11 protein-coding genes are annotated in these 12,632 nt (G+C 45.5%); all 11 read left to right on the forward strand.

The genetic code is table 11. The annotated features are described in order from the left end of the window. Positions 1-289: 289 nt before the first annotated feature. Positions 290-1,921, forward strand: coding sequence for a PucR family transcriptional regulator (locus PV403_RS06485; RefSeq protein ID WP_332083921.1), 1,632 nt, complete (start codon positions 290-292; stop codon positions 1,919-1,921). Between the two features lie 152 nt (positions 1,922-2,073). After that, positions 2,074-2,574, forward strand: coding sequence for a 2-oxo-4-hydroxy-4-carboxy-5-ureidoimidazoline decarboxylase (gene uraD / locus PV403_RS06490; RefSeq protein ID WP_332084282.1), 501 nt, complete (start codon positions 2,074-2,076; stop codon positions 2,572-2,574). Beyond that, entirely contained in the window at positions 2,575-3,561 is a 987-nt protein-coding gene (gene pucL / locus PV403_RS06495; protein WP_332083922.1) for a factor-independent urate hydroxylase, read from the forward strand. Between the two features lies 1 nt (position 3,562). Then, positions 3,563-3,928, forward strand: coding sequence for a hydroxyisourate hydrolase (gene uraH, locus PV403_RS06500; RefSeq protein ID WP_332083923.1), 366 nt, complete (start codon positions 3,563-3,565; stop codon positions 3,926-3,928). 43 nt (positions 3,929-3,971) lie between these two features. Next, positions 3,972-5,381, forward strand: a complete 1,410-nt coding sequence (gene allB / locus PV403_RS06505; RefSeq protein WP_332083924.1) for an allantoinase AllB — start codon at positions 3,972-3,974, stop codon at positions 5,379-5,381. After that, on the forward strand, positions 5,374-6,675 hold the full coding sequence (locus PV403_RS06510) for a M20 family metallo-hydrolase (RefSeq protein WP_332083925.1): 1,302 nt from the start codon (positions 5,374-5,376) through the stop codon (positions 6,673-6,675). The genes allB and PV403_RS06510 overlap by 8 nt, the downstream gene beginning before the upstream one ends. After that, a complete protein-coding gene (locus tag PV403_RS06515; RefSeq protein WP_332083926.1) occupies positions 6,668-7,921 on the forward strand; it encodes a pyridoxal-phosphate-dependent aminotransferase family protein in 1,254 nt (417 codons plus the stop codon). The genes PV403_RS06510 and PV403_RS06515 overlap by 8 nt, the downstream gene beginning before the upstream one ends. Then, complete coding sequence (gene ggt / locus PV403_RS06520) at positions 7,915-9,510, forward strand: gamma-glutamyltransferase (protein ID WP_332083927.1); 1,596 nt, start codon at positions 7,915-7,917, stop codon at positions 9,508-9,510. The genes PV403_RS06515 and ggt overlap by 7 nt, the downstream gene beginning before the upstream one ends. A gap of 43 nt (positions 9,511-9,553) precedes the next feature. Beyond that, positions 9,554-10,888, forward strand: a complete 1,335-nt coding sequence (locus tag PV403_RS06525) for a 5'-deoxyadenosine deaminase (protein ID WP_332083928.1) — start codon at positions 9,554-9,556, stop codon at positions 10,886-10,888. A 112-nt stretch (positions 10,889-11,000) separates the two neighbouring features. Beyond that, complete coding sequence (locus PV403_RS06530) at positions 11,001-12,020, forward strand: XdhC family protein (protein ID WP_332083929.1); 1,020 nt, start codon at positions 11,001-11,003, stop codon at positions 12,018-12,020. Then, positions 11,968-12,588, forward strand: a complete 621-nt coding sequence (locus tag PV403_RS06535; RefSeq protein ID WP_332083930.1) for a nucleotidyltransferase family protein — start codon at positions 11,968-11,970, stop codon at positions 12,586-12,588. The genes PV403_RS06530 and PV403_RS06535 overlap by 53 nt, the downstream gene beginning before the upstream one ends. Positions 12,589-12,632: the final 44 nt, after the last annotated feature.

Genomic DNA, 12,632 nt, shown 5'->3' on the forward strand with positions numbered 1-12,632 from the left:
TGAGCAAGCCACAGTTGGTATTGCAGCTCCTCGTCCCTTACTGCGAGGGGCTTTTTGTATTCAATTAGATTTAATGTCTGAGACACAACTTTTCGCATAAAAGCGATAAATCGTGTTTTTTGTGTTTAAAAGCGTAGGAGTCATGTACAGCATCAAAAATGAGCAGTAGAACATAAATGCAAATAAACATCCGACTTCTCTATTCCATATGTCGCTGTAGACGTTATAATAATTAACAAATCAGGAGATAAATTTACATTAGATGTTAGGTATAGAAAGGGTGTCTTGAATGCAGCTTACTGTTAATGAAGCCTTGAGTATCTATCCTCTCTCTGGAGCTAAATTGGTCGCCGGAGCACAGGGGACCACGAGAATTATTAAATCAGTTAATGTGATGGACGCTCCCGATATTGCGGAATGGATTAAATCCGGCGAACTGTTATTTACGACCGCCTTTGTTATGAAAGACAGTGAAGATAATGCAGTCATGCTCCTTCGAAAGTTACATGAACGAGGATGCGCGGGCCTCGGTATAAAGCTCGGCAGATTCTGGGAGCACATACCAAATCAAATTGTGGAAGAAGCCAATCACCTCGGACTCCCCTTGATCGAATTACCTTTTCAATTTACGTTTTCTGACCAAATGAACGCCTTGTTTAAGGCTGAATATGAACGGAATACAAAAACACTGCAAACTGTGGTGGAGAGACAGAAAAAGCTAATGCAATTCGCCCTTAATCAGGATCATAAAAAAGATGTGTTTGCTAAATTGGTAAGTATTATAGGTCGCCCCATTGCTGTGATCGGTTCGAGGGGGCATTTATTATTTGCGAGTGAAGAGACGAAGGAGCTCAATGTACAGCAGGGCTGGCCATACAAACCGATGTTTCAGAGAGTGAAATGGGATCATGGTAGTTGCTATCGTGTACCTATCACGCAAAAAGATGAAGATTTCGGATTTTTACTTATATATACAGATGGGGCTTACGCTCTAAAAGAGGAAGAAGAGCTATTTCAGCAAGCAGCGGAAGTTCTTGCTTATGATATGGATATGACATACCGGGAACATATGAATCCAACCCAGCAAGATGAAATGTGCCTTGTGATGAAACAGTATCTGGAACGGAAGATAAACGGGGATGAACTCGTGAGACGTTCAGAAGGATATGGAATACAGCTGTTTCAAGGGAATTATCAATGTGTGCTGACAACGGTGGAACCCGGGATATTTGCTGATGGGAAACTTCTGAAGCAGATTCATCGAGAACTGCAATATAACCCGATGATGCAGCTGACAAACTCTTCACATATCAAAATAGACGGAGGCATTCTCTCAATATATACATGTCCTGCCGGAAAAGATTATGGCGAAGAATTGTCTCGTTTTCTTCTCAGTCGGTTTGAAGATATGATTGAGCCTGGTAAAACGGCAGGCGGTTCCATGCCAAGATTTTGGATCAGTAAAATGAAATATGAACCTAAGTCACTTCGTGAAGCTTATCAAGAATGCCTGGATACCCGCGCGCTTGCTGCTCGCTTTGAAATGAAAGAAGTTGCCCTTCAGTTTGAAACGCTTGAATTCGCTTATCTTTTTAGTCATGTCCCTGAATCTGTGATGGAAAATTACTGCAATAAAGTACTTGAGCCTTTACAGATGGAGGGCGGAGATCCAAGTCAAATTTTAATGAATACGCTTGAAGCATTTATCGAAAATGACGGACTTATTAATGAAGCAGCAAAACAATTGTTTGTACACCGTAACACAATCACTTACCGTATGGATAAAATCAGTACTCTCCTGCAAATGGACCTCAAAAAATCGAATGATCTTCTCAAACTCAAACTTGTATTTACCTTTCGGAACTACTTACAGGCTCATGAAACGAATGAATCCATCCCTAAACCACACTTCACAAAATAGGATACGTGCACAAAACACAAAACAAATCTTACATGTTAGTTTATATGACAAATGTGTAGACGATATATTGAAAACACAAATCCATATAACATAAAATGTAAATATAAAAGCGGATTTGGAGGTGGAATTCACTGAATCTAACATTAGAAGACATAAATTATTTCACTAAAGAAAGGTATATCGCTTCATTTGGTGATCTTTTTGAACATTCATCATGGATTGCTGAAGCAGCTTACCACAAACGGCCTTATGATTCTTTGGAACTAATGCATGCGTTCATGATCAAAGTGGTGGAACAATCAGATAACGAAAAGAAAATGACACTGCTTTGTCATCACCCGGATCTTGGATCGCGTCTAACGATGAGTGAACATTCTGTAAATGAACAAAAAGGAGCGGGACTAGGTACGCTGCCTGCTGCAGAGCAACAAGAACTTTCGAGAGACAACGACAGGTATAAAGGAAAGTTTGGATTTCCTTTTATCATTGCGGTGAAGGGTAAAACCCCCGAAGAAATCGGGAAAGCCTTGAAGGAACGATTAGAGCATACTCCGGAAGAGGAATTCCAAACCGCACTGGAAGAGGTTTATTTGATTAGTTGGTATCGTCTTACGTCTTGGATGGAACAAAACATGACAGAGGAGAGGGTATGAATGACTTACGAAGCGCCTAAAGAGAGAACGATGTACTACGGAAAAGGGGATGTATGGGTGTTTCGTTCCTATGCCAAACCGCTGACGGGTGTGAAGGTGATTCCTGAATCTTCTTTTAGCGGGAGAGGAAATGTTCTGTTCGGGATGAATATCAAGGTAGCTGTCAAAGGAGAGCGATTCATTACTTCTTTTACAGAAGGAGATAATTCTCTAGTTGTGGCAACAGACTCTATGAAAAATTTCATTTTACGTCATGCTGCTGATTATAAAGGAGCTACGGTGGAAGGTTTTCTAGAATATGCAAGCCGTGCTTTCCTTGAAACCTACCCGCAAATGACAGGGGTGCGAATGTCGGCAGAGCAGGTTCCTTTTGAAGAGATTGAGGTCGGAAATAAGAGTGGAATCGCTGCAAGTGATCTTGTATTTAAGTATTCACACAACGAAAGTGCGAGTGCTGCATATGTCCTTGAACGGGAAGGGGATAGCATAAATGTGGCAGAGCATCAAAGTGGTGTATCGAATCTTAGACTGATTAAAGTGAAAGGCAGCAGCTTTTCCGGTTTTGTAAGGGATGAATATACGACACTTCCGGAGACCTCTGACCGGCCATTGTTCATCTTTTTGAACATTCATTGGAAATACACAGAAATAGAAGACGCCCTTGATGACACCCGCGGTAATTATATCGATGCAGAACAAATACGTGATATTGCAGCTACCATATTCCACGAAAATAATTCTCCTTCCATTCAGTCTCTCATCTACCACATCGGACTACGAATGCTTCAAAACTTCAGCCAGCTGGCAGAGGTATCTTTTGAATCCAATAATCGTACCTGGGAAACGATTGTCGAAACAGTATCAGAAGGTCCGGGATCTGTTTTTACAGAACCGCGTCCACCCTATGGTTTTCAAGGTTTCTCCATGACAAGGAAAGATCTTACAGCAGCACAGCGAAATGAAGCACAGCAAGCAGGCAGGGTCTAGGATGGGCGGAAAACTCACGACGCATGTGCTGGATACGAGCCGAGGGATACCGGGAAGTGATATGAAGGTAGAACTTTACAAGGTTCTGGAAAAGCAGGGAGTAGAGCAGATTGTTCTGCTTGCTACCCGTTTCACAAATGCAGATGGACGCTTGGATCCTCCTTTTCTCGAAGATGAGCTGAGCGAAGGGGTGTATGAACTTCGTTTTCATGCCAGAGCGTACTTTGAGACTTTTCTATTGGAAAGTGGAATACATACCATCTGGGATGTAATTCCGCTCCGATGTAAGATCACGAGCATTAATGAGCATTACCATGTTCCCTTACTTGTTGCACCGGGGGGATATAGTACGTACCGGGGAACGTAATAGCAAGTATGCAGGTCATCTTATTGTAGAAGGAGGGCTCCTGATGCCGAAAAAATTTGATGTCATCATCCAAGGTGGCCGTGTTGTTTTACCCCATGGTGTGGAAAAAGTGGACATCGGCATCCAGGATGGAGTTATTACTGCGATCGCTCCTGAGTTAGATGCAGATGAAGCTGCTATCCTATACTCTGCTGAAGATCAGCTTGTATTTCCGGGTGTGGTCGATGCACATGTTCATTTTAATGAACCCGGATTAGCGGAGTGGGAAGGATTTGAGACCGGTTCTGCCGCACTTGCTGCAGGCGGAATAACTACATATATTGATATGCCGCTGAATGGTGTTCCACCGACGACCACGAGGCACGGCTGGGAATGTAAGCTGTCAGCTGCTAACGGAAAAAGTTATGTGGATTATGCTTTGTGGGGTGGGCTTGTGCCTACAAATGATTCAGAGCTAAGTTTTCTCGCCCGCGCAGGTGCAGCAGGATTTAAAGCATTTATGTCTGAACCTGGCGGAGAAGGAGATGAGATTTTCACTCGAACGGATGATAAGGCACTGATTCGCGGGATGTCTGTGATTGCGAGTCTTGGCGGGGTGCTTGCCCTTCATGCCGAGAGTAATGAAATGACAGATGCACTTGCCTTTGCGCGAATCTCCAAAGGAAGAGTAGGGGCAGAAGATTATTTGGCTTCCCGGCCACCGGAAGCGGAAGCAGAAGCGGTAACTCGCGCGCTCATGTACGCCAAAGAAACAGGATGCAGACTTCATTTTGTTCATATCAGCACGGCTAGGTCTGTAGAGCTTATTACAGAAGCAAAGCGCAGCGGTCTGGATGTTACGGTAGAGACTTGTCCTCATTACTTGGTGCTGACAGAGGAGGATGTGGTAAGCAAGGGTGCCGTTTATAAATGTGCGCCTCCTCTTCGTAGTAAGCAGGAACAGAATCTATTATGGGAGACACTCCTGTCTGGCAGTATTGATATGATCGCATCCGACCATTCCCCGTGCCCTCCCTCCATGAAAGATACGGATAATTTCTTTCAGGTGTGGGGCGGGATTGCAGGAGCGCAGAGTACGTTACTGCTGATGCTTGAAGAAGCTTACTTGAAGCGGAATACACCTCTTCCGCTGCTCGCTTCTTTACTCGCAGCAGGACCGGCTAGACGCTTTGGACTGGGTTCATGTAAAGGAGAGATCGCGCTAGGTAAAGATGCTGATTTTGCAATTGTAAGTTTGAACGAATCGTATACACTTACACAGAAAGAAATCAGGTACCGGCATCCGATATCACCCTATATAGATCGTACATTCTCATGCAAGATCAAGGCGACTTTTAGCAGGGGGATTCAAATTTATGACGACCTGCACGGATTGACCAATCAAAGACAGGGCCGATTTATTCCTTCCGTGCCGTCAAAAGTGGCCGCGGAGGAGGGGGATGTTTATGTCTGAACCTTCCCTCATTAAAAGTACCGAAGCAGACAGAGAAGCAGCATTTGCCGCTTCTTGTCAGCTCCTTCATGAATTACTGGAGGAACTTTCGAATATCGGAAAAGCCGAGGAAGGTGGAATGACTAGGCTCTTGTATTCCTCTTCCTGGCTGAAGGCGCAGCAGCATCTTCAACATGTTATGCAGGAAAAAGGCCTTATTACTTCCTTTGATCAATCCGGGAATTTATACGCACTGCTCGAAGGTACAGACGAGAACGGTCGCCATAAACCGCTGTTTACAGGGTCGCATATCGATACCGTGATTTCGGGAGGCAAGTTCGATGGTGCACTCGGTGTTGCAGCGGGAATGATTGCCCTTCTGTATCTGAATAAAGTATACGGGCCTCCGGTTCGATCACTTGCAGCGGTGTCCTTATGCGAGGAAGAAGGAAGTCGATTTCCGTTTGCTTTCTGGGGTTCGAGAAGTGTCACGGGAACAAATGATTGGGGTGCTGCAGGTAACCTGAAGGATGCGGAAGGAATCCGTATGCTCGAAGCGGCTGAAATCTGTGGATTCGGACCGAATTCATCTTACCCCGTGAGACCCTTCGAGCCGGATGGATATCTGGAACTTCATATTGAACAGGGGGCTGTGCTTGAGAGAACGGGGACATCCATCGGCATCGTCACCGATATTGTTGGACAGAAACGTTTTGATGTAATGATCGAAGGTGAAGCCAATCATGCCGGAACAACCCCTATGCATTACCGAAAAGATGCGCTTATCGGTGCAACCGAGATGATCGTTCGAATCCATGAGCTTGCGCTTTCTTATGGTGACCCGCTGGTAGCTACTGTCGGTACGATGGAGCTCCTGCCGGGGGCGGTTAATGTCGTTCCTGGAAAAGTGGTATTCACTTTGGATATCCGGCACACGGACAAAGGGATCATGGATCGTTTTATACAGGAGGCGCTTCTGATCATTTCCGAATCGGCGGTGCGAAATCAATTGCATGCGCAGTGGCAGGAGCATTTGTCGGTAGATCCTGTGGCTATGGATGAACGATGGATAGAACGGATTCAGAATGCTTGTGAAGCACTTGATTTCTCATACCGTAAAATGCCGAGCGGCGCAGGACATGATGCACAGATTTTTGCGGAGGTATGCAAGGCGGCAATGATATTTGTACCTAGTCAGAACGGTCTCAGTCATCATCCAGAGGAATTCACCTCAGTGGAAGAGATCAATCAAGGGTTCAGATTGCTTGTAGAAATGCTGTACCAATATGGCTACAGGGGGAAGACAGATGAATAAATATAAAGAGCTAAACCCATCACTTCGAACGATCATGACACCCGGGCCGGTGGAAGTTGATCCACGTGTGCTGCGGGCCATGTCATTTCCTATATTAGGACAGTTTGATCCTGAATTTACGATGCTGATGAACGAAACAATGGAGATGCTCAGAGATGTATTTCAAACCTCTAATGAGTGGAGCTTCCCTGTAGATGGAACTTCTAGATCCGGGATTGAAGCCGTTCTCGTCAGTATTATCCAGCCTGGTGATAAAGTGCTGGTACCTATTTTCGGAAGGTTCGGACATTTGCTTGTTGAAATCGCTCAGCGCTCCGGTGCGGAGGTTGTATTTATGGAAACGGAGTGGGGAAGTGTTTTTGATCCGCAGATCGTGATCGAAGCGATTCATACTCATAAGCCGGATATTGTTGCCTTGGTACACGGGGAAACGTCTACAGGTCAGATGCAGCCACTAGCTGAGATTGGCAAGATGTGCAGGCAACTGGATATTCTGTTTGTGGTTGATGCGGTCGCTACGATTGGCGGTGTACCTGTCAAGACGGATGATTGGAATATTGATGCGGTGATAGGCGGAACTCAAAAATGCATCTCCGTTCCATCTGGCATGGCGCCGATTACTTATAATGAGCGGATTGAAACAAAGCTTCAATCTCGAAAACGGATTGAACGTGGACTACGAGATCCGGCAAGTTTGGATAATGAGCCGTCTTTAGTACCCATCCGAAGTAATTATTTTGATCTAAGTCAGATTCAGGATTACTGGAGTTCAGCTAGACTGAACCATCATACAGAAGCAACCTCTATGCTATACGGTCTGCATGAAGGGCTGCGTATTTTACTTCAAGAAGGGCTTGAAGCCCGCTTCGCAAGACATGAGCTGAATGGAAAGGCGCTTGTACAGGGAATCAAAGGAATGGGTCTTTCGTTATATGGAAATGAAGACAGTAAACTTCCTTGTGTGACGTGTATAAATATCCCGGACGGGATTGATGGAGAGCTTGTACGAAATAAACTGCTTCATGATTTTGGGATTGAAATCGCCAGTTCCTTTGGACCGCTGAAAGGGAAGATCTGGAGAATTGGAACAATGGGATACAGCTGCAGTCGTAAAAATGTACTGCACGTGCTAGGTGCGCTAGAAGCGGTACTTATTCACGAAGGGTATAAACTTCCTGCCGGGGAAGCGGTGCAAGCAGCGCTTTTGGTATATGCGGAAAGCTGCAAGGAGGAAGTATCATGCTGAATCAAATGCCAATCGGAACGGAAGTGATGATCACTTCCCCCCACTATTTAGCTACAAGTGCGGGTGCAAGGATCTTAGCGCAAGGCGGAAATGCCTATGATGCTTCTATAGCGGTCAGTATTACACTAGGTGTTGTGTACCCTCATATGACAGGACCTGGAGGGGATGCTTTTTTTCTAATGTATGATGCCAAGTCAAGCGAGCTTTCCGGATATAACGGAACAGGGCGCTCACCTGCTTCGCTTACAAGAGAGTTGTTTGAGCAAATGAACATGACTTCGATCCCAAGGAGAGGTGTCCTAAGTGCAGTGACCGTGCCGGGTATGGTAGATGCCTGGTGGGAAATATCGCAGAAATATGGATGCCTGCCTTGGGAGAAGTTATTTGATTCAGCCATTCAGTATGCGGAAAAAGGGTGCCCGATCTCTCGTAATGTGCATACCTGGATGCTTCGGGATGAAGCGTATATTCGGGCGGATAAAGGATTATCCAGCGTCTATATCCGAGATGGAAAGCTGCTTGCTGAAGGGGAACTCTTTATTCAGCTTGATCTGGCAAATTCCCTGCGAATCTTGCAGAGCGGTGGAAAGGAAGCCTTTTACAAAGGAATCCTAGCAGATGCCATAACAAACGCCGTTATTCAAGATGGAGGATTTCTGCAAAAAGAAGATTTCGAAAATCATACAGGAGAATGGGTCACTCCGTTAAAGGTTGATTATCGTGAGTATGAAGTATACCAAATGCCCCCGAATTCTCAAGGATACTCTGTGCTCATGATGCTGAATATGCTGGAAAATACAAATGTAGCTTCTATAAATCGTCTATCTGCTCCGTATTATCACCTCATGACAGAAGTGATTAAAAAATCATTTCGGGACCGAGATCGTTACTTGACTGACCCTGAATTTCGTGAAATTCCAATCGGTGAATTGTTATCTAAACCCTATGCGAAACAGTTGTGGGAGGAGATTACTGACTCTCCTGAAAAAGCACAGCACTTCCTATCCCAAGCGATGGGTCAGGACACCGCTTATGCGGCTGTCGTAGATACAGAAGGGAATGCCGTTTCTTTTATTCAAAGCCTATATTATGATTTCGGTTCCGCTTATGTCCCTGAAAACACGGGGATTATCCTTCAAAATAGGGGCTCTTTTTTTTCACTTGATCCAGGTTCCCCAAACGTACTCGAACCGCGCAAACGAACCTTTCACACGTTGATGCCAGGCATGGTACTAAAAGATGGGAAACCTTATCTGCTCCTGGGTACGCAGGGCGGGGAAGGGCAGCCTCAGACGCAGTTGTCCATTCTGACCGCTGTGCTGGACTATGGCTATACGATTCAAGAAGCAATTTCACTTCCTCGCTGGGTATATGGGCGAACCTGGGATGTGGAAGGAGATGAACTGAAACTCGAGCAGCGATTCGGAATAGAGGTTATAGAAGGGCTACAGGCCATGGGTCATGAAGTAATTCCGCTTAGCGAATGGGATGACTTGATGGGGCAAGCGCAAGGGATTCTCATAGGTCCGAACGGATTACTTAGCGGAGCGGCGGATCCTCGTGGGGACGGCGCAGCTATTGGTTGGTGACTTCTATACGGGTAAGTTTGCAGTCTGGGGAGGTTCCTAAAAGATGAGTACACTATTAATTAAAGGTGCACAGATCGTGACGATGAATGGGAATGAAGATGTGTTTATAGGCGATTTACTCATTGAGGGGAACAAGATAAAAGAAATAGGGAAGAACATCGAGGTAGCTGCTGATCGGGTTATTGATGGCAAAGGCAAAGCGCTGCTTCCTGGATTCATTCAGACGCATATTCACTTATGCCAGACTCTTTTTCGGGGACGTGCAGATGATCTGGAACTCATGGATTGGCTGCGTAAGCGGATCTGGCCTCTTGAAGCAGCTCATGATGAGGAATCTGTATATTACTCTGCGCTTCTGGGGCTCGGAGAACTGATCGCGAGCGGTACAACGACCATTCTCGATATGGAGACGGTTCATTACACGGACGCTGCTTTTCAGGCAATGGCTCAAAGTGGTATGCGTGTGGTTTCTGGGAAGGTCATGATGGATCATGGAGATGAGGTGCCGCTTCCTTTACAGGAAACTACGTCAGATTCCATTCAGCAAAGTGTTGATTTACTTGAAAAATGGAATGGTTTTGGCGGTGGAAGAATTCAGTACGCTTTCTGTCCTAGGTTTGTTGTTTCCTGTACAGAACAGCTGCTTACAGAAGTGCGGGATTTGTCAGCACAATATCATGTGAAAGTACACACTCATGCTTCGGAGAATCGAGGAGAGATCGAGCTTGTCGAGAATGAGCGCGGTATGCGTAATGTGGTTTATCTGGATCACATTGGTCTGGCTACGCCGAGGCTGATTCTTGCCCACTGTGTATGGCTTAGTGAAGAAGAAAAAGAGATTATTCGTCTGCGCGGTGTAAAAGTGACACACTGCCCAGGTTCAAATATGAAGTTATCCTCGGGAATCGCGGAAATACCAGATTTGCTCAACCGGCAAATTCATGTCGGCATTGGTGCCGATGGCGCATCTTGTAACAACAATCTGGATATGTTTCAGGAAATGAGACTCACCGCTCTCATGCATAAAATACCGCACGGACCAACGGCTATGGATGCCAGGACGGTACTTCGAATGGCGACGATGGGCGGTGCGGAGGTACTCGGTATGGCGAAGGAGATCGGAAGTCTTGAAGCAGGCAAGAAAGCAGATGTGATTCTGCTGGATCTGGATGATTTTCATACCTATCCATCTTACGATGTGGATGTTTATTCTCGGGTTGTCTATTCGGCAACAAGAAGCAATGTGGATACTGTCATTATTGATGGGGAACTGGTGTTAGATCAGCGGGTAATGCGAACGATTGATCGTTCCATCGTACTGAGAGAGGCGGATCGCAGTATTGCAAGAATGGTGAACCGAATAAACGAAGTTTCCTAAAAGGTTGGAAAACCTTCTTTTATCTATCGTATGGGCATCGTTTACGTCTCGTATTTCTACATTGGTTATCTATGTCAGGTTGAAAGCTGAGAAGAGAAAGGAGGAAACTCGAATGGAGATGCATGATATTTGCGAAGCAGCTTTGATGGAAGGGAGCCAACTCGTTTTGGCTACGGCTGTATATGTAGAAGGTCATGCATATCGTAAGCAAGGAGTTTCCATGCTCTTCACGAAAGATGGCAGCATGATCGGAAGTCTTAGCCCGGGCTGTATTGAAACGGATCTGGCTTTGCGGGCGGAAGATGTGAGACGGTCTGGCAAACCTCAGCTCATCCTTTACGATATGAGACCTGAAGATGATTTATCTTGGGGTGAAAATATCGGCTGCGGCGGGTTGCTTCATATTTTGCTGGAGCCTATAGTAGGAGATTTGAAATGGAAGTTAACTCAGATGAAACTATATTTGGATCAAGGGCATTCCGTTACCATCCGCCGCAAGTGGAACGCGCAGAAACAGGAGGTTCACCACTGTATTGAGAAAAGCGGAAATTCGGTTAGTACCAAAGACGATCGAATCGAAGGATTATACATTCATACTTATCACCCTAAACCAAGACTTCTCATTATAGGGGCAGGTGATGATTCGATTACCCTCGTTAAACTTGCGGCGAGCACAGGATTTCGTGTCACAGTAGCGGATTGGCGGGAAGCCTTATGTACAAAGAAAAGATTTCCAAATGTAGCACTTCTTGTTGGTTTTCCTGAGGAAATCTTACGTGCTTTTCAGGTTAGGGAGCAGGATTATCTTCTCCTCATGAGTCATCAATTCCCCAAGGAACGAGCATTACTCGAACAATTACAACATTCCTCTTACCGATACCTAGGTATTTTAGGTTCCCGAACACGGACTTCGAGACTTCTTGAAGGACTTCCTCCATTCCCTCATTTGCATACACCTGTTGGACTTACCATAGGATCGGAAGGTCCCGAAGAAATAGCGGTTGCGATTGCCGCTGAACTCATTGCTGTTAAACGTAATAAAACAGCAGTTCATGATTATGCGAAGGGGGCGTACAGCGATGCGGACAGCAGGAATTGTGCTCGCGGCGGGCCAAAGTCGGCGCATGGGTAAGGATAAAATAAATCTTGCGCTGAGCGGTGCTCCCCTCGGCTCCTATGCGGTTAATGCGGCACTCCATTCTAATCTTGATTTGGTGATCTTGGTCGTCAGAGCAGACGATCCGCTTCGCTGGCTCGTAAACCCGCCGAATGACAGGCTAATCATTACTAGATGTACGGATTCAAAGCTTGGAATGAGCCATTCTCTTCGCTGCGGATGGAATGAAGCGGTAGATAGGGGTGCGGACTGTGTTCTGATTTTATTAGCGGATCAGCCGCTGGTTCAGACCGAACATATCAATGCTCTGCTATCTGTATTCTCATTATCACCTGAACTTCACTATGTCTCAGCGAAAGATGGGGATGTAGTTAAACCGCCGCTGCTTCTATCGAGCAAGGTCTATTCTGTAATTTCTAAGCTCGAAGGGGATACAGGAGCTAGATCGATCATTCGAAACCCAGCTTATGTAGGAGAACAAATCTCATTTGAAAAAGAAGTCTTCTATGATGCAGACACGCCTGATGCATTACTTTACCTTGGTGAGCTGATGGACTCGTGTAAGAAAGTTGATTTTTCTTGATTTTTCCAAGTTGAAAAATGAACGAATCGTGTTACAGCTTTTGT

Origin of the sequence: Paenibacillus sp. GYB006 (assembly GCF_036577645.1) — a bacterium.
Taxonomy (GTDB): domain Bacteria; phylum Bacillota; class Bacilli; order Paenibacillales; family Paenibacillaceae; genus Paenibacillus.

Bases quoted from the DNA above. Each gene is read 5' to 3' on its own strand.
- PV403_RS06485 (WP_332083921.1), top strand. From the start codon at position 290: ATGCAGCTTACTGTTAATGAAGCCTTGAGTATCTATCCTCTCTCTGGA.
- pucL (WP_332083922.1), top strand. From the start codon at position 2,575: ATGACTTACGAAGCGCCTAAAGAGAGAACGATGTACTACGGAAAAGGG.
- uraH (WP_332083923.1), top strand. From the start codon at position 3,563: ATGGGCGGAAAACTCACGACGCATGTGCTGGATACGAGCCGAGGGATA.
- allB (WP_332083924.1), top strand. From the start codon at position 3,972: ATGCCGAAAAAATTTGATGTCATCATCCAAGGTGGCCGTGTTGTTTTA.
- PV403_RS06510 (WP_332083925.1), top strand. From the start codon at position 5,374: ATGTCTGAACCTTCCCTCATTAAAAGTACCGAAGCAGACAGAGAAGCA.
- PV403_RS06515 (WP_332083926.1), top strand. From the start codon at position 6,668: ATGAATAAATATAAAGAGCTAAACCCATCACTTCGAACGATCATGACA.
- ggt (WP_332083927.1), top strand. From the start codon at position 7,915: ATGCTGAATCAAATGCCAATCGGAACGGAAGTGATGATCACTTCCCCC.
- PV403_RS06525 (WP_332083928.1), top strand. From the start codon at position 9,554: ATGAGTACACTATTAATTAAAGGTGCACAGATCGTGACGATGAATGGG.
- PV403_RS06530 (WP_332083929.1), top strand. From the start codon at position 11,001: ATGGAGATGCATGATATTTGCGAAGCAGCTTTGATGGAAGGGAGCCAA.
- PV403_RS06535 (WP_332083930.1), top strand. From the start codon at position 11,968: ATGCGGACAGCAGGAATTGTGCTCGCGGCGGGCCAAAGTCGGCGCATG.